19 protein-coding genes are annotated in these 17,686 nt (G+C 46.1%); 11 read left to right on the top strand and 8 right to left on the bottom strand.

The features are described from left to right. Positions 1-339 precede the first annotated feature (339 nt). The 4 genes from AAFP11_RS11235 to AAFP11_RS11220 form a co-directional block, all read right to left on the bottom strand. Positions 340-921, bottom strand: a complete 582-nt coding sequence (locus AAFP11_RS11235; protein ID WP_341737142.1) for a hypothetical protein — start codon at positions 919-921, stop codon at positions 340-342. A gap of 73 nt (positions 922-994) precedes the next feature. Beyond that, on the bottom strand, positions 995-1,657 hold the full coding sequence (locus tag AAFP11_RS11230) for an IS607 family transposase (RefSeq protein ID WP_341737141.1): 663 nt from the start codon (positions 1,655-1,657) through the stop codon (positions 995-997). A gap of 90 nt (positions 1,658-1,747) precedes the next feature. Next, positions 1,748-2,443 (bottom strand): hypothetical protein, encoded by a 696-nt coding sequence (locus tag AAFP11_RS11225; protein ID WP_341737140.1) that lies wholly within the window; start codon positions 2,441-2,443, stop codon positions 1,748-1,750. Between the two features lie 84 nt (positions 2,444-2,527). Further along, positions 2,528-4,657, bottom strand: coding sequence for a glycosyltransferase (locus tag AAFP11_RS11220; protein WP_341737139.1), 2,130 nt, complete (start codon positions 4,655-4,657; stop codon positions 2,528-2,530). A 410-nt stretch (positions 4,658-5,067) separates the two neighbouring features. On the opposite strand from AAFP11_RS11220, the gene gor reads away from it, so the two are divergent. From gor to AAFP11_RS11185, 7 genes are all read left to right on the top strand, one after another. Next, positions 5,068-6,411 carry a glutathione-disulfide reductase gene (gor, locus tag AAFP11_RS11215; protein ID WP_341737138.1) on the top strand — a complete coding sequence of 448 codons (1,344 nt, stop codon included), beginning with the start codon at positions 5,068-5,070 and terminating at the stop codon, positions 6,409-6,411. A gap of 462 nt (positions 6,412-6,873) precedes the next feature. Then, positions 6,874-7,464, top strand: coding sequence for a sigma-70 family RNA polymerase sigma factor (locus tag AAFP11_RS11210; protein WP_341737147.1), 591 nt, complete (start codon positions 6,874-6,876; stop codon positions 7,462-7,464). Then, complete coding sequence (locus tag AAFP11_RS11205; RefSeq protein WP_341737137.1) at positions 7,461-7,898, top strand: hypothetical protein; 438 nt, start codon at positions 7,461-7,463, stop codon at positions 7,896-7,898. Before AAFP11_RS11210 ends, AAFP11_RS11205 begins: the two co-directional genes overlap by 4 nt. A gap of 19 nt (positions 7,899-7,917) precedes the next feature. Then, positions 7,918-8,403 (top strand): Spy/CpxP family protein refolding chaperone, encoded by a 486-nt coding sequence (locus AAFP11_RS11200; RefSeq protein WP_341737136.1) that lies wholly within the window; start codon positions 7,918-7,920, stop codon positions 8,401-8,403. A 106-nt stretch (positions 8,404-8,509) separates the two neighbouring features. After that, on the top strand, positions 8,510-9,199 hold the full coding sequence (locus tag AAFP11_RS11195; RefSeq protein WP_341737135.1) for a YqiA/YcfP family alpha/beta fold hydrolase: 690 nt from the start codon (positions 8,510-8,512) through the stop codon (positions 9,197-9,199). A gap of 32 nt (positions 9,200-9,231) precedes the next feature. Beyond that, positions 9,232-9,939 (top strand): ROK family protein, encoded by a 708-nt coding sequence (locus tag AAFP11_RS11190; protein ID WP_341737134.1) that lies wholly within the window; start codon positions 9,232-9,234, stop codon positions 9,937-9,939. A gap of 58 nt (positions 9,940-9,997) precedes the next feature. Next, positions 9,998-11,362 (top strand): histidinol-phosphate transaminase, encoded by a 1,365-nt coding sequence (locus AAFP11_RS11185; protein ID WP_341737133.1) that lies wholly within the window; start codon positions 9,998-10,000, stop codon positions 11,360-11,362. A gap of 50 nt (positions 11,363-11,412) precedes the next feature. On the opposite strand, the gene AAFP11_RS11180 is transcribed toward AAFP11_RS11185, so the two are convergent. Next, a complete protein-coding gene (locus AAFP11_RS11180; protein WP_341737132.1) occupies positions 11,413-11,847 on the bottom strand; it encodes a hypothetical protein in 435 nt (144 codons plus the stop codon). Between the two features lie 57 nt (positions 11,848-11,904). Between AAFP11_RS11180 and AAFP11_RS11175 the strand changes: the two genes are divergently transcribed. Further along, positions 11,905-12,363 carry a DUF2358 domain-containing protein gene (locus tag AAFP11_RS11175; protein ID WP_341737131.1) on the top strand — a complete coding sequence of 153 codons (459 nt, stop codon included), beginning with the start codon at positions 11,905-11,907 and terminating at the stop codon, positions 12,361-12,363. 85 nt (positions 12,364-12,448) lie between these two features. Here AAFP11_RS11175 and AAFP11_RS11170 read toward each other — a convergent pair whose 3' ends face one another. Beyond that, complete coding sequence (locus tag AAFP11_RS11170) at positions 12,449-13,924, bottom strand: glycoside hydrolase family 13 protein (RefSeq protein ID WP_341737130.1); 1,476 nt, start codon at positions 13,922-13,924, stop codon at positions 12,449-12,451. Between the two features lie 240 nt (positions 13,925-14,164). Here AAFP11_RS11170 and AAFP11_RS11165 point away from each other — a divergent pair, with 240 nt between their 5' ends. Continuing rightward, on the top strand, positions 14,165-15,454 hold the full coding sequence (locus AAFP11_RS11165) for a glucose-1-phosphate adenylyltransferase (protein WP_341737129.1): 1,290 nt from the start codon (positions 14,165-14,167) through the stop codon (positions 15,452-15,454). A gap of 252 nt (positions 15,455-15,706) precedes the next feature. Here the strand turns inward: AAFP11_RS11165 and AAFP11_RS11160 are convergent, their stop codons facing one another. Together AAFP11_RS11160 and AAFP11_RS11155 are read right to left on the bottom strand one after the other, a co-directional pair. Then, positions 15,707-15,841 (bottom strand): hypothetical protein, encoded by a 135-nt coding sequence (locus AAFP11_RS11160; RefSeq protein WP_341737128.1) that lies wholly within the window; start codon positions 15,839-15,841, stop codon positions 15,707-15,709. A 277-nt stretch (positions 15,842-16,118) separates the two neighbouring features. After that, positions 16,119-16,244 (bottom strand): hypothetical protein, encoded by a 126-nt coding sequence (locus AAFP11_RS11155; RefSeq protein WP_341737127.1) that lies wholly within the window; start codon positions 16,242-16,244, stop codon positions 16,119-16,121. A gap of 146 nt (positions 16,245-16,390) precedes the next feature. Between AAFP11_RS11155 and AAFP11_RS11150 the strand changes: the two genes are divergently transcribed. Both AAFP11_RS11150 and AAFP11_RS11145 read left to right on the top strand, forming a co-directional pair. Continuing rightward, positions 16,391-16,528, top strand: a complete 138-nt coding sequence (locus AAFP11_RS11150; protein ID WP_340541293.1) for a hypothetical protein — start codon at positions 16,391-16,393, stop codon at positions 16,526-16,528. 32 nt (positions 16,529-16,560) lie between these two features. Then, positions 16,561-17,586 (top strand): J domain-containing protein, encoded by a 1,026-nt coding sequence (locus tag AAFP11_RS11145; protein ID WP_341737126.1) that lies wholly within the window; start codon positions 16,561-16,563, stop codon positions 17,584-17,586. Positions 17,587-17,686: the final 100 nt, after the last annotated feature.

Genomic DNA, 17,686 nt, shown 5'->3' with positions numbered 1-17,686 from the left:
AAAATCTTTTACTAAATCCTTCGCGCCGTCTACTGCCAAATCTTCTAAGATGGGTTTGACGAGAATGCCGACTCCTTGCGTTACCCCCCAGACCACAAGCCAATCAATCATAAAGCTAGCCAGACAAATAAATTAATCTCTATAATATAGCAATTCTAAATCATTTGTGAATTTCTTGCTCCCGGACCTTATTAAGGTCCGGGTTGGGGTGGGGTAAAAATATTTACGACTCCTGCAAGAGACATCTCCCAAAAAGCCTGGGTCGAACAGGCAGGCGCCGTCCTGAGCGTAGTCGAAGGGTCGAAGGGATGCCTGTTCCACAATAATTATGGGAGATGTCTAAGGATTGCTATTTAGTGCTCGAAGCAAAGAACGGCGTTGTTGAGCTAAAAGTTGTTTTTGGGAGGCGCGGCTAATTAATTTGTCAAGGTGAAAGCATAATCTTACGATTCGCTCTATGTCTCCCTTGCCAATCTCTAAAACCGTTTCTCCATCGTAACCAGTTAAGAATGTTCGCACTCCCGGATCGAGGGCAATTACCTTGTTTTGGGCGGTTATTTCCGTGGGAATGTATTCGGGAATTACAGCAAACCAACGCCGTCTATCTCTAACTAACTGAGTGCCATACTCGCAAGAATCTGGCAGTGGTTGGGAAGAGTCAAAACCGCATCCTTTGGTTAATTGAGGGAACCAAATGCCTTTGATGTAATTCCCATTTTTGAATTTAATGGTGGCTACTGATTGGCGACAACTACGAAACTTTGCTTCACCCTTATTGGCTTTCGCTTGCCTCCAAGCGTCGTAAGCATCTTGTACAGCGTTGGCTTTGGGGTGTCTCGGTACTGTTTTCAACCAATCTGGCAAATCCTTAAGGATTTGGGCTTCTAAATCATAGCTGCTACCTCGGAAGCCATTTTTCAAAGCCTCTATGCAACGGTTATAAACAAAGCGACAACCCGCCAACCAATGTCGCCATATCGGGTTTAATTTACTATCAGGATAGACTCGGACTTTCCTCGTAGAGTTCGGCGGTAATTTCGCCGTCATTTTCTGTGAGTGCCGTTTTTTGCTTTTGTATTTCCGGGTCTTCCCTGATTTTTTTTTCGTACTTACGGAGTCCGTATAACCGAGAGCTGAAACAATGGATGACTGACAACATATCTTGTACGAGTTCGGTTTCTGGACTGTATTTTTGTTGATAGAGAACCACGACTTTACAGTCAAACTTTTCGCATAACCACTCGATGAGGTCAAATCCAAATCGGGCAAGTCTGTCTTTATGGGCAACGACAAGACATTGGATATCGCCGCCGATAATTCGTTCCAAAATGGTGTTAAGTTTCCTCCTCCTAAAATTGAGTCCCGATCCAATTTCTGTGATAACTTCACAGCCTGGGTAACTCGTAGTAAGTGCTTCAGTTTGTCTCTTGAGCTCGTCTCTTTGGCTGGATGTTGAGACTCGGGCGTACAAGACTGTAGAAGGTCGAGCAAGCTCAGTTGTACCGGATTTTTGTTTGAGATATTCGGCGATCTCGTAACGTCTTTGTCCTGCCGGGGTTTTGATGACCTTGATTTTGCCATCTTCTGACCATCGGGCAAGGGTTCTGGGGTTAACTCCCAAAGCGTTAGCTGCTTCTCTTGGTGTGACATACGGCATGGCATTCTCGTGGAAGAATACTTTGGATTTTATCTGAGTTTGTCCGTTATGTCTACTATGTCCGTTGAAGTCGTGTAAACTGCCTTTAGGTCACACGTCCTCAAAGAAACTGAACCACTTGGTGTCGGCAAATTCGCGCTTGAGTTCCGTGTAATTGGAAACCACGTCTGCCAATGGTGGGGTTGCCCGCTTCTTGGTTCCGGGTTGAAGATTCGCTGGCGTGAGATTAAGAAATGATTGAATGCGAACCATAGTCTCTGCGTAGCGATCGCACAGATCCTCATAGGTAACGGTTGTGAGCGGGTGGTCAGAGAATCTGGCATCAAACTCGGCAATCTTAGCCTCCTGTTTCTGGAAGTCCCGGATCAGTAGCTCCTTGTCAAAGTGCATTGGTGCTGGTGGATTCCCCTCTAGATCCTGATTCTTCATCAACTGAACAGAGAGATAACGACGCAAGAGGTTCTGGCGACGGAGGCTGATGACAGCCAACTCCTTGTCCTGCTCGAGGAGCGACCAGAGATCTGGCCAATTACCGAACCGTGCTCCACTACGATGCAACAGAAACCCCACACAAGGCTGCGTCATATTTTCTGGAGTGAAGATGTAGTTGGCAAGAATCTCGGATGCTGGTGTCTCAGATGTAAAGTCAAACTTGCCCTCAGTATAGTCAGGATTGAACATCTCAGTCATACATAGGACCTGAGGATGATTGTCCAGACTTGTCCGCAGCATATGTGTCCCCGATCTTGGAGAAGTGAGAACAAAATAACGCTTGATTTCTGACATTCAACACCTCCAACAATAAAACTACAACAATAAAACTAAAGGCTGAACAAACGCCGAATAATTTCGGATACATTCACGAAACCATCACATCCATTGCGATCGCAATGCCTTGCCAAAATCTTTGATTGCTTCCATATATTGCAATCCATGCCGTTTGGTTGGCTCGATATGACTGTTCTCGTGGTACTCATTAAATGTTGATACAAGTACCATCTGTGGCATATCAGATTGACGCAGCACAAACTCTGTCATTGCATCCAGAGTCTTGCCACAATTGCGGTCAATACAACGAAATAGATTGTTATCCCTCCGAAGATCGCTTAGATGGCGATCGTCGTAGCCTGGGCTAACCGTAACCGATCGAATTCCCCGGTTGCCACAATCCGATCGGCGATAGGCTTCTGCCCAAACCCTCTGCCAATTTTCAGACGATGCCACTTCAAGCGGTGAAAAAAGTGACCAGGAATCAAATAGCCCAAAGGTCTGATACAACGATTCCGTATCTGAAGGAAGCCGCAAACTACAAGCGATACGTAGGAATCCATCAGTTGCTGCCTTCAGATTTTCGATCTCATCTCGTTGTCCATCCCAGGCGCCAGTCCAGAACAGGAATATTACTGGTTGGGATTCAAACCTGAAATAGTGCGGTGACTTTGACATCTCGTTGAGGGTGGCGATCGCCCGATCTAATGAATCATGGGATAGATCGTAGGGACAAAGTTGAATTGCAATTCGGATTGGCGATTCGAGAATCTCAGCAACATGGAACAGTCGAAGCAGTCCAGCTAACTCCAGATCGTTCACACCGTTTGAGTCGATATGGAGGTTGGCGACAAGGAAATCGACTCCATTGCGATCCATCAATTGTAAATGATATTTCAGGGCATCACCATCGAGCGACGAATAGAACCCAATTTCGGGCATATCATCAACAGCTCCGAATTCCAAGTTATCATTCCAATGAAGACTGCCCGCTCCATCTCCATACCAGCAATAATATTGGACTCCGATCAGCGGCCGATCGATTGCCGTTCCGCCATTACACCGCTTGTGGTCATGGGCATAGGTATTAAACGTCGATTCAATAATCTTAATCAACTGATTCGCCGAGTTATTCCAACTGTATTGTTGAGCTTTTCTCCAACCGGCTTCGCCCATCGCTCTTGCCAAATCAATGTCACGCGCAAGCAAGTTCATCTTATCCGCCAGATCATGAGGTCGTGGCGGCACCAGCATGGCACAATGAGAGTCTACAACCTCTGTATATCCTCCTTCATTGACTGCAATCAAGGGACGACCATGAGCTAACGCTTCGAGAGGAACAATGCCGAACGGTTCCCGTGCTGCTGCGAAAACAACTGCACGACAGGCATTATACTCCGCTCGCAGTTCCTCAGCAGACAGTTCATGCTTGAAACAAACCCGATCCTGGATGCCGAGGGAGAGCGCCATTCGTTCAAGTTTCTCCCGTTCGGGACCATTTCCGACAATCACTAGCCGTGCATCTGGCACCATGGCAAGCGCCTCAATAATCATCTTCACTCGTTTGTGCGGCCAGAGTTGACCTACTGCGAGGAACTGGACATGGAGCGAAATTTCAACGATCTGGTTTGCACATACAACACCAGGGTAAACAATGTCTTCAACAATTCGTCCATAAACCTGTAACAAATACTGAGCAACATAGTGACTGTTGGCAACGATTCGGTCTGGCTTGCCGAGTTTGTCAAACATTGCCACTGAGTTCAGGGTTGCTTCGTAAACCCGAGACGGAACATCATCATAGGTGAATTTGGGGTATACATGAACCTTCCACACATCAGACGGATTGGCTTCCGGAAACTGGCTAAGGCGAAGGTCTTCAAGCATACGTGGCGGTTCGTGAGGATACCATACCATCGGGTGTCTGTCAATCAGATGACAGGGCCAAAGATGAGTATGGTAAAGGTCGTGGGTGCCGATTTCCTGTTGCCATAGTTTGGGTAGCAAGGTGCCATTCAAGAAGAACGCATATTCCCCTTGAAAGTAAGGTGAAAGCTGCACAAATGTGAAACGAATTTCTGGGCAGAACTCCCGCACAACCTTATAATCGATGGACGTAGCATAGAGCGTAATGCGATGGTGGTGTTGCCATCGAGCAAGGCACTCAATAACAACTCGTTCAGCGCCTCCATACTTGACGAGTTCGGGGATGATGATTGCAAGATCGAGCATACTATCCAGAGTAGTTAGGATTTCAATAAAAGATGCGGAGTGCTATAATTGCTATCCCCGTTGCAAGCGGAACGGATATTCTCATCTCGATGGGCTTTGCTAAATCCAAAACCTCTAGTATAAAATAACTTAAAATGGTATATTTATCCTGCACCTTTTCACTACATATTTATTACTACCAAAAATAGTTACATTTTTATATATTTTTTGCAGTTGCTTGTGCTATACTCTAATAATGGAAGTGTGAGCGATTTTAAATTTAATGCAAATACTCCCATCATCAAACTATATCATGTCAACTGCAAGAAGTAAAGCAATCTCCCCTCTAAAAAACGAAATTTTTTTGAGATATCATTAAAAAAAGTAAAGCGCAAAATGGCTAAAATTGAGACAGGAAGGTAGGGACAATTATGACATACGATTACGACTTGTTTGTGATAGGTGCGGGTTCCGGCGGATTAGCGAGTTCCAAGCGGGCGGCTTCCTACGGGGCAAAAGTGGCGATCGCCGAAAATGACTTAGTAGGGGGAACCTGCGTAATTCGTGGCTGCGTGCCGAAAAAACTGATGGTTTATGCCTCAACATTTTCGCACCTTTATGAAGATGCGGTAGGTTACGGTTGGAACCCTGTAGAAAGCAGCTTCGACTGGGAAAAACTCGTCACTACCGTAGACACAGAAGTGCGACGACTCAGCAAACTGCACATTAGCTTTCTGGAAAAAGCCGGAGTTGAATTAATTTCAGGATACGCCAAATTTATCGACCCCCACACCGTCGAAGTTGGTGACAAAAAATACACCGCTGCCAAAATCTTAATCGCTGTCGGCGGAGAAGCCCACAGAATTGATATTCCCGGCATCGAACACGCGATTACTTCCCGCGAAATCTTCTTACTACAAGAGCAGCCAAAACGGTTGGCTATTTTGGGCGGCGGCTACATCGGCGTTGAATTTGCCTGCATCATGAACGGGCTGGGAAGTCAAGTAACTCAAATCATCCGGCGCGACTTAATTCTGCACTACTTCGATGAAGAAATTCGCGCCAACGTGCAAGAAGGCATGGTTAAGCATGGAATCAATTTTGTGACGGGAAGCTCGATCGAACAAATTGAGAAAACCCCAGAAGGATTAAAATTAACTTTGTCGGGAAAATCCTCAGAAACCTTGACAGTAGACGCGCTGTTGTGCGCTACTGGACGCTGGCCCAATTTGGAAAAGTTGGGTTTAGAAAATGCGGGAGTAGAAACAGAAAAAGGTGCGATCGCTGTTACCAAAGACAGCCGCACCAATCAACCGCACATTTTTGCAGTGGGAGATTGCACCAACCGTATCAATTTAACCCCAATTGCGATCGCGGAAGGACGCGCTTTTGCTGATACTGAATTTGGCAATAACCCCAGATCCATCAGTCACGAAAACGTGGCATCGGCCGTATTTTCCCAGCCGGAAGCGGCGACTGTTGGCTTAACAGAAGAGGAAGCTAAAGTCAAGTTTCCGGAATCAATCAAGTGTTATACAGCCAAGTTTAGACCGATGTTTCATGCTTTGACTGGTGCAGATGAGAAAACTTTTGTCAAGTTAGTTGTTGAGACAAATACTGACAGAGTTTTGGGCGTGCACATGGTGGGGAAAGACGCGGGCGAGATTATTCAAGGAATGGCGATCGCGGTTAATATGGGAGCTACGAAGAAAGACTTCGATGCTACTATTGGCATTCATCCATCGACTGCTGAAGAGTTCGTGACTCTGCGATAAATCTTAAATCGGGACTGCCCGCAAATTACTCGTATTACTCGTTACCAGGCTCTGCCTCCTGTTTCCCCAGGGAGGCAGAGCCTCTAGATATGGGTTCCCAGGCAGAGCCTGGGAACCAGCTTACCAGTTTCCTCGTTACCAGGCTCTGCCTGGTAACGCAGATCCGGAGGCTCTGCCTCCTGTTTCCCCAGGGAGGCAGAGCCTCTAGATATGGGTTCCCAGGCAGAGCCTGGGAACCAGCTTACCAGTTTCCTCGTTACCAGGCTCTGCCTGGTAACGCAGATCCGGAGGCTCTGCCTCCTGTTTCCCCAGGGAGGCAGAGCCTCTAGATATCGGTTCCCAGGCAGAGCCTGGGAACCAGTTATATCAGTTAAAAAAATTAATTTTAAATCCTTTGAACCTTTTTTGAACCTGTCCTGTCTAAACCCCTCAGATAACGAACTGGTGAGGGATACTTCACAGGTGTTAGGTGTGTCAGCCAATGTTTTAATCGATAACTGTTCCGACTCAGACTTAGTTGCTGAATGCGTCAAGGGCGATCGTACTTCCTTTCGCCACCTTTACCAACGCTATCAACACAAAGTCAGGTCAACCCTTTACCAACTTTGCGGGCCATCCCTGCTTGACGACTTAACGCAAGAAGTATTCCTGCGAGTCTGGAAAGGATTACCCAAACTCAAACACCAAGAGAACTTTTCTACTTGGCTTTATCGAATCACTTGGAATGTAGCTTCTGACCAAAGACAAGCATTTGCTAAACAACATTCTTTTGATGCCGAACTCAAAAATCAAGCAGAAATCAATTTAGTTGTTGTCAAAGAACATACTTCAGAATTGATGCAGTTGCACTATCAAGATTTAGTGCAGCGGGGATTAGAGCAATTGAGCTTTGAACACCGCAGCGTTTTGGTGCTACATGACTTAGAAGACATCCCGCAAAAAGAAGTAGCCCAAATTTTGGGACTACCGACAGGAACTGTCAAATCTCGCGTGTTTTATGCCCGAAATGCTGTGCGACAATTTTTGCAAAAAGAAGGTGTCAGCGAGCTATGAACAACCCAAGCAGCGACCAACAGTTAGTTAATTTCTTGAAGCAACATCGCCCAAATTGTCCAGAAGCTGCACCCGATTTAGAGTTAAAGCTGTTAGCAACAATAGAAAGGAATGAGCAGACAGAAAACCAGCAAATATACCGGAAAAAAATCCGTTCAATTGTATCTAAAAACAGGTCAATTGTTCCAGGTTTCTCCCAGTGGTGTTTCCCTGGGGCAATTGCCGGGATGCTGATACTTTTTGGGTCTGGTTATCGCCTGCTAGTCCCCGCACAATTTAACCCGGATGAGGGTGCACACCTAGAAGCATTTCTAGTAAATAATTGGGAAGATGTGTTGCATGATTCTCGCGCGGATAATATGAGCGATAGCTCACAAATAGACTGGTTTAATTTTCAGATTCCTGCTGACAGCGAACAGCCCACAAATAACTAATCTTAAAGAGGTAATTTTCATGTCAATGCGTCGTATTTCTACCCTAGCCCTGTTAATGCTGACCCTCGGTAGCGCCACCGCCGCCATCGCAGTTCCCAATCCCCTACCCGCAGAAACTATTGCCCAAAATCAGCGACCAAATCGACCTGGTGGTAAGGAAGGTGCGATGTTCGAGAAGCTTAATTTAAGTGCCGACCAAAAACAGAAAATGCAGGCAGTTCGCGATCGCTATAAAGACCAAATTTCCCAGCGAATGCAAGCTGTGCGTCAAGCCAGACAAGAATTGCAAACGATGATGAGTGGCACTGCTACTGCCAGCCAGATCCGCGATAAAAACACCCAAATAAGCGGATTAAAAAAGCAGTTGGATGATGTGAGACTTGAAAGTACGCTGGCAATGCGAGACATCCTCACGCCAGCACAGCGCACCCAATTAGCTGAACTGATGAAGCAGCGCCGTGAAACAGCTAAAAACAGGATGCAAAACGGCGCCAAACCCCAGTAATACTCCCATCTCAATCTAGGTTTCTGAGAACCAAGACTTCTTAAAGAAGTCTTGGTTTTTGGTGTTATAATTGATATTTATTATTCACTTTAACAAAAACTGCTGAATGAATCTCCACAACAATTCGAGTTACATTTATTTACACGGATTTGCTTCCAGTCCCAATTCCCTAAAGGCAAAATATTTCCGCGATCGCTTTTCTTTCCTAGCAATTGACCTGAAAACTCCCGATCTCAATCACCAAGATTTTTCCAGTCTCACCCTCACCCGGCAATTACACCAAATAGAAACAGCATTTTTGTCGCCCCCAACACTTCAGCCAGTGGCAGAAAATATCAAAAATGTTAGTGAAGTCACCATCATAGGTTCTAGTTTTGGCGGGCTGACAGCAGCTTGGTTGGCCCAACGACAACTATCGGTAAAACAAATAGTTTTGTTAGCACCGGCTTTTGACTTTCTCTCCCACTGGCTGCCCCAATTGGGACAGGAACAGTTACAAAAGTGGCAGTCAGAGAAATATTTACCTGTTTACCACTACGGCGAACAACGTTATCTGCCACTAAATTATCAATTTGTGGAAGATATGGCTCAATACCCTGAAGAAAAATTAATACGGTCAGTGCCTACGTTAATTATCCACGGTCTGCATGATACAATCATACCGATTCAGGCTAGCAGAAATTTTGCCGCTAACCGTCCCTGGGTGCAATTAATCGAACTAGAAGACGACCATTCCTTGGGAAATTTTCTAGCAGAAATGTGGGAAGCGATTCAAAATTTTTGCCAATTCAATTAAAATTTGATTAATTTGCAACTCTCAATACTCCAATGACTCAAGAAGATCGATCAACTCGCACCTTAGCCGTTGACATTGGCGGCAGCGGTATCAAAGTGATGGTTTTGGACGATGAAGGCCAACCCCAAACGGAACGCAGTCGCTTAGAAACCCCTCAACCACCAAAACCGGAACCAATACTCGAAGCCATAGCCTCCTTAGCTGGGGGACAAGGGGAATTTGACAGAGTATCCGTTGGTTTCCCCGGAGTCGTGCGTCGCGGCATCACTAAAACCGCCGTCAATTTAGACCCCTCTTGGATCGATTTTGACCTAGCAACTACTCTCAAAGATCGGTTAGGCAAACCAGTACGAGTGGCTAATGATGCCGACATTCAAGGATTGGGATCAATTGCTGGTAATGGAGTAGAATTAGTAGTGACTCTGGGGACAGGTTTCGGTTCTTCCTTATTTGTTGATGGTATTTTAGTTCCTAATTTGGAACTCGGACACCACCAATTTCGTAAAGGGGAAACCTACGAACAGCAATTAGGACGTTTTGCTTTAGATACAGTGGGGACGAAAAGATGGAATCGCCGTCTGGAAAAGGCGATTGTCTCCATGCAAAATCTGTTTAGTTTGGATTATTTATACCTCGGCGGTGGTAATACTAAAAAAATTATTTTTGAATTGCCATTTCAGGTAAAAATAGTGCCAAATGTGACTGGTTTGTTAGGCGGAATTGCTTTGTGGCGCGATTAAAATAGTCAGTAGTCATTAGTCAGTAGTCATTAGTCAGTAGTCATTAGCAAATCATACCATGCTACCTTTTATCCGAAAAGACTTAGCCCAACTTAACGCATACACTCCCCATCCCGGTTCCGCTTCGGGAGAATCAGTGCCATCGAAAAGTGCGATCGATCGCCTAGATACCAACGAATGTCCCTACGACTTACCAGCGGAATTAAAACAAAAGTTAGCTTGGAATTATCAGCAGCTAATTGAGACAAATCGCTATCCCGATGGTGGCCACGCAGCACTGAAAGAGGCGATCGCCCAATACGTCAACGAATCGATCGCTGAATCTATTCATGTCCCCCCCCTTAGCAAGGGGGGGCTTCATGTCCCCCCCCTTAGCAAGGGGGGGCTTCATGTCCCCCCCCTTAGCAAGGGGGGGCTTCATGTCCCCCCCCTTAGCAAGGGGGGGCTTCATGTCCCCCCCTTAGCAAAGGGGGGGCTTCATGTCCCCCCCCTTAGCAAGGGGGGGCTAGGGGGGGTTCTACCTCCAAAAACTGCCATTACAGCCGAGAATATTTCTGTCGGCAACGGTTCCGATGAATTAATTCGATCGCTCTTAATTGCGACGTGCTTGGGAGCGGTTGGCTCAATTCTGGTTGCCAATCCCACATTTTCGATGTATGGAATCATCGCCCAAACCCTGGGAATTCCCGTGGTGAGTGTGCCGCGCCAACCAGATACTTTTGAAATGGATATCGAGGAGGCTAAAAGGGCGATCCTCTCCGAGGGCTGCGCTAACGCCCAAACCGAAAATCCCCCCGTGCGCGTCGTCTTTGTCGTTCATCCCAATTCCCCCACCGCCAATGCTTTGACAACCAATGAAATAGAATGGCTGTCAACTTTGCCCGAAGATATTTTAGTAGTAATTGACGAAGCCTATTTTGAATTCAGCCAAAACACCTTAGCTGGAAAATTACAAGAACATCCGAATTGGATAATTTTGCGAACATTTTCCAAAGCATTTAGATTGGCATCCATGAGAGTCGGATATGCGATCGCCAATCCCGAACTCACCGCCGCCTTAGAAAAAATCCGCCTTCCTTACAACCTCCCAGCTTTCTCCCAATTAGCAGCAGAATTTGCCCTAGCCCAGCGCCAATTATTGTTAGCAGTAATCCCTGAAACCATATCAGAACGAGCTAAGTTAATTGCAGCGCTCACTCAGCATCAACAATTGCAAATTTGGCCTAGTGCAGCTAACTTTGTCTACCTGCGGGTGAAAGCCGACAATCGTAATCTAGCAGAACAACAACACAAACAAATCATGGAGCAACTAAAAGCTGAAGGAACATTAATTCGCCATACTGGGGGAGGTTTGCGAATTACGGTAGGTAGCCCCCAGGAAAATCAGCGAACTTGCGATCGCCTTTCCCAGATATTGACTTGACAAAAACCTTAATAAATGGTATGAGATGACCAAAATTAATCATACCATTGTTAACGATGGCTCTGTCGTGCCTTGCCAATCGTGTGGGGGAAGACACCGATTAAAAGTGCCAAAGCTCGATCGGGAATTTGTGCCACTGTTGGGACATCAAAATAGTGTTCAAACTGAGTTAAAAGCATTTGGGCCCGTTCCAAAGCTTCCGGCTTAGCAGTTAACTGTTCCGTCAACCGCACCCAGTGACGCCGAATCCCAAACGCTTTCTGTCTTGCTTCGGGAGATTCAGGGTAAACCAAACAAAAGTCGCCTACGGGAATTACCTGCTGAGAGTCAACATCAAAAGCACCCCCGACGGCCGCCCCTGGCCCTGCAAACTCCGCGTGGAAACGTTTAATTAAAATTAGACCGTTCCGGCGACGGCTATCTACTAGCAACAGTTTGCCACTGCTGAGTTCTGCGATGATGTCCGAGGAGTGGGGGTAATCCATCAAATCTCTATTTGGGTGGTGAGATGGCAATGCCAGTATAAACGTTAAGTACCCTTCGTGTTAAAAGGTGATATCTTGAGTTCGATCGAATATCAAAAGCAGGTAGCGCAAGCCCTAGACACACTCAAAGCGGATCTCCCGACCCTTTTTGAGACAGACATCTCCTACGACATCTACACAAAAGATGTTTATTTTCAAGACCCTGTTAACAAATTTAAAGGAAAAATCAACTACCGAATTATCTTTTGGACTCTGCGATTTCACGGTAAACTATTTTTCACCGAAATTTGCTTCGACCTCCACGACGTGACCCAAACAGCCTCGGATACTATTTTGGCAAATTGGACTGTTCGCGGGGTATTGCGGGTTCCCTGGAAGGCACGGATTTTTTTCAACGGCTATTCTACTTACAAGCTGGATGAAGATGGCTTAATTTACGAACATATTGATACTTGGGACAGAGCACCGGGAGAGATTTTAAAGCAATTTTTCCGCAAGCCAGAAGCAATCAATTAACATTTTTAGGGGCAACCCCGATGGTTGCCCTATTCTTAAGATGGTTGCGTCCCAGACTAATTTAGCCACTGCTTGCTAAATTAGCTTAACCTAAAATCAAGCCCGATCGCGCCGGCAGACTCAATTCTAAATAGCGAGTTTCCCCTTCCTCTTTCCAAACAAACTCACCTTGACCAAACAGCAATTTCGGATGAGCATATTTGAAACTTCGGCCGGGATCTATTACCTGCATTTCAAAGCTAATATGTGCAGCTTCTGTGGCGACATTGACCGCAACCACAATTTCTTCATCCCCCAAGATTCTCGCAAAAACATAAACTGTTCCCTGAGCAAACAAAATTTCATACCCTCCGGTGCGGAGAGCACAGTATTTTTGTCGCAAAGCTATCAATTGCTTGTGGTAATCTAAAACATCGAGTTTCCAATCAGATTTGATAGGAAAACCGCGACGGGAATCAGGATCGAGAGCACCAGGTAAACCAACTTCATCGCCGTAATAAATGCTGGGAGCTCCGGGAAAAGTTAACAGCAACAAGGTAGCAAGTTCAACACTTTTTTGGTCGCCTCCGGTAATGGACAATAACCGGGCGGTGTCGTGACTGGCTAACAAATTGAGTTGAGTGAGCTGAATCGGCCAAGGATACAACTCTAAAACGTGCTGAATTTTTTCGCCGTACTCCTGAGCAAAAAGTGGCGGATAGGGACGGTAAGAACGACCTTCAATTTGAGCTACATCTACTCGATCGCCCGCTGTAAAAGCAATAGTGGGCCCAGCAAACAGATAATTCATCACCCCATCAAATTGGGTACCGTCGAGCCATTCCCTCGCATCTTCCCAGACTTCGCCCACAATGTAAGCTTCGGGATTAATCGCCTTCACTCGGTCTCGAAATTCCTGCCAAAATCCTGGCGCTTTAATTTCAAAAGGAACATCTAGCCGCCAGCCGTCAATGCCGAACTTAATCCAGTATTCGGCTATTTCCATGATATATTCTCGGACTTCTGGATTGTCGTGATTGAATACAGGTAGCGCTCGATTGCCATCCCAACCGGCGTAATTAGCCGGATAATTGCCATCGTAGGGAGCTAGCGGCCAGCCTTCAATTTTAAACCAATCCAACCAGGGAGAATGGGAGCCGTTTTCGAGGATGTCGTGGAAGAAGAAAAAGCCGCGGCTGGCGTGATTAAATACGCCGTCGAGGACGATTTTGATGTTGTGGGCGTGAGCAGCATCTAGAAGATCTTTAAAAGCCTGATTACCGCCCAACATCGGATCGACTTGATAGTAGTCGTGAGTGTGATAGCGGTGATTGCTCGCCGATTGAAAAATCGGGGTAAAGTAAATGGCATTAATCCCTAAATCTTGCAAGTAGTCTAGCTGTTCCATCACGCCCCACAAGTCGCCACCTTTGTAGCCTTGCAGGGTCGGAATTTCGTGCCACTCCTCCCACATGAAGTTTTGCAGCAGGCGCTGGCGGGGCTGTTGGCTTTTGGCGAAGCGATCGGGGAATATTTGGTAGAATACGGCGTGTTTAACCCAGTCCGGCGTTTGAATCTGCATACAGTTTTCCTAGCTTGCTATGGCTTAGGCTAATGTAGCAGAGGTTGCTGAGGTATCTAACTTTTGGTAGAAAATACAAGATCTTTTTGAAGATATATTCAATTTAGTGATAAGTATTTAAACTCAAAAATCCCCAATCTAAAATCTAAAATCCAAAATCCAAAGTTTCCCCCTTGTCAAGAAGTCCTCACCATCAGACACTGGACTTGGAGAGTTCATCGGCCCCCTGGAGGAAGTTCCTTGAAAAGAGTATTAGCCATCATTCTCGGTGGCGGTGTAGGCACCCGCCTTTACCCCCTAACCAAACTGCGCGCCAAACCCGCGGTTCCCCTTGCCGGCAAATATCGCCTCATCGATATTCCAGTCAGCAATTGCATCAACTCAGAAATACTCAAAATCTACGTCCTTACCCAATTCAACTCCGCATCCCTGAACCGCCACATTGCTCGTACCTACCAATTTTCCGGCTTCACAGACGGATTTGCCGAGGTACTCGCAGCCCAGCAAACTCAGGAAAACCCTGACTGGTTTCAAGGGACAGCCGATGCAGTTCGCCAGTATCTGTGGCTGCTACAAGAGTGGGACGTTGACGAATACTTGATTCTTTCGGGCGACCACCTCTATCGCATGGACTACCGCAAATTTGTGGAGAGACACCGCCAAACCAATGCTGACATCACCCTCTCCGTTTTGCCCATGGATGAGAAGCGGGCATCGGATTTTGGTTTGATGAAAATTGACGACAATGGTCGGGTTGTTTCTTTTAGCGAAAAGCCAAAAGGCGATGCGCTCAAAGCAATGCAGGTCGATACCACTACACTGGGACTGACCTCAGAACAAGCCAAGGAAAGTCCTTACATTGCTTCGATGGGGATTTATGTTTTCAAAAAAGAGGTTTTGATTAAACTTCTTAAACAATCCCTAAACCAAACTGATTTTGGTAAAGAGATTATTCCGGCATCGGCAAAAGACCATAACGTTCAAGCTTATTTATTTGACGATTACTGGGAAGATATTGGAACGATTGAGGCTTTTTATGATGCTAATTTGGCGCTCACCAAACAGCCTAAGCCTCCTTTCAGTTTCTACGATGAAAATGCTCCCATTTACACTCGCCCGCGTTTCTTGCCACCGACTAAGTTGTTAGATGCTACGGTGACTGAATCAATTATTGCCGAAGGGTGTATTCTCAAACAGTGCCGGATCGACCATTCTGTGTTGGGAGTTCGATCGCGCATTGAAGCCGGATGTACCATTCAAGACACCCTCGTCATGGGTTCTGACTTCTACGAACCCGATGCCGAACGCCATTCAGCATTGGAAAATAGTGGGGTTGCCCTTGGCATCGGTGCAGATACCACAATTCGCCGCGCGATTGTGGATAAAAATGCCCGCATCGGCCGCAATGTTCAAATCATTAATAAAGACCGAGTAGAAGAAGCCAATCGCGAAAGCGAAGGTTTTTACATCCGCAGCGGCATTGTGGTAGTGCTGAAAAATGCTACGATTCCCGATGGAACAATCATTTAGTTATTAGTTATTAGTCATTCGCTCTTACTCATAATTAGTTATTCATTAGTTCTCAGTAGTTTGTTATTGAATTTTAAATCTGTGGCATACCCGATCGATAACTGATGATAAATGATTGTGAATTAATGAATAATTAACAGCGAGGGATGAGCAATGACTAATGACTAACGATCGCTCTATATAATTGCCCCCATGGAAAATCGCTGTTGACCATCGCTCTCCATGGCCCCTCGAATTTGGCTAACCTACTTGCTAACTTCTGTGGCGATCGCCGATTAGTGAGGCAAAGTCTGTAAAACAGTTGGCTGTGATACAGAAATCTTCGCTCTCTTGCGTCTGGCCGCTAGCTTCTGAGTCTGGAGTTTGCGATCGTAGCAAGACTGACAAATGTGCTGCCCGCTTCTGAGTACAATCGAGTTCTCGGAAAGATCCTTCCAATCGTCGCAGCAGCCACAAGGCCAGCCCAGCAAATAGTTAATCATCTTGTCACCCTGGTAGTGTGAATAATTTATTGAAATCCCATCCTATCTTAATTTTTTGGAAAGTGTGTGTTCTAGTTAACAAAAAACTCCATAAATGTGCAGTTTGCTGTTGAATTAAATCTATCTAATCGATCGACTTAAGGAAGAAAATCCTGCTACTGAAGAAGGGGCTTTAGACCCATTTATTCGGTAAAATTTTCAGCGCTCCCAAAATAGATAAAGACGATCGCGCGCCCCGACTCGCTGAAGACGATCGCCTTGTAGTCATCGAGTCCTTCGATGCGATCGTGAGAGTAAACGGGGCGCACATCACCCCAGCTACCACAGCCACATCCCTAGCATAGCCTCCACCATGCCAAAATGCCCACAGCCGGTAATGACACAGTTCCCTAATTTAAAATCTTAAATATCCCATCTCAAATCTGACCAGGTGTGGAAATTGCGGACGTAAAGCTTGGAACAACCGCACTCGATCGACTCCAAACATTTGATAACCTATAATTTGGATGAGATGCCCCAGGGAACTTTCACCGCCAGCATCAAAATTATTGCCTATCCTGTGAATCTAGGATTTATTGCTTCTAAAAACTAACAAGTAACAACTAATAAAGAGGAGATTGGTAAATGGCTGCAACCGACTTTAAAGACTATTACGCTATTTTGGGACTCAACAAAACTACCAGCGCAGATGAAATTAAAAAAACTTTCCGCAAACTAGCCCGGAAATATCACCCGGACATGAACCCAGGGAACAAGGAAGCCGAAGCTCGTTTTAAAGAAGTCAACGAAGCCTACGAAGTTTTGTCAGATCCAGAAAAACGCAAAAAATACGACCAATATGGTCAATATTGGAAGCAAGCTGCTGCAACGACTGGGGGCTGGCCCGGTGGTGGCGGGCCTTCGGGAAGTGGCCCTACAGACTTTGGAGGCGTGGACTTCAGCCAGTACGGCAGTTTTGACGAATTTATCAATACATTGCTCGGCCGGGGTGGCGGCGCGGGTGCTAGTGCCGGCCACAGTGGTAAGTGGAATTACAGCAACTACCGCACTACCGCAGGGGGTCCCACTGGTTTTGGCGGATTTGAAGATTTTGCGGGGTACGAAAACCGCGCGGCGGGAACCTCTCTCAACACTGAAGTCAGTATTTCCCTGACTTTGGGGGAAGCATTTCGCGGCACTTCTAAGAAAGTCGCCAGCGGGGAAGTTTCGATTCCTGCGGGAGTGAAAACGGGTAGCAAAATTCGGGTGAAAGGCAAAGGTCAAATCGATCCCTATACGAAGCAGCAGGGAGATTTGTACTTGAAAGTAGAAGTTTTGCCTCACCCTTTCTTCCAGTTTGATGGAGAAAATTTGGTTTGCGAAGTGCCGATAACTCCCGATGAAGCGGTTTTGGGAGCGTCGATTGAGGTGCCGGCCCCCGAAGGTATGATAACGGTAAAATTTCCTGCTGGAATGCGATCGGGACAGTCTTTGCGGTTGCGGGGTAAGGGATGGCCGAAACCTAACAAAGAGGAACGAACGGATCTTTTGGTGAAAATTGCGATCGTACCGCCAAAAGAAATTAGCACTCTAGAACGGGAATGTTATGAAAAAATCAAGGCAAATCGTACTTTTAATCCTCGCAGCCATTTAAACCAAGGCCTGCTTTGAAAAAACTGCCGTCACCGATACCTGATGAACCAAGGAAGGAATGCAAACCTGTTCTTGGATTTAGGCGGGTTGACAAATATCTAGATGTGAAGTTATGGAT

Origin of the sequence: Microcoleus sp. CAWBG640 (assembly GCF_020883015.1) — a bacterium.
Taxonomy (GTDB): domain Bacteria; phylum Cyanobacteriota; class Cyanobacteriia; order Cyanobacteriales; family Microcoleaceae; genus Microcoleus; species Microcoleus anatoxicus.
The sequence above is the reverse complement of the archived record's forward strand: the minus strand, read 5'-3'. Positions and strand labels throughout refer to the sequence as shown.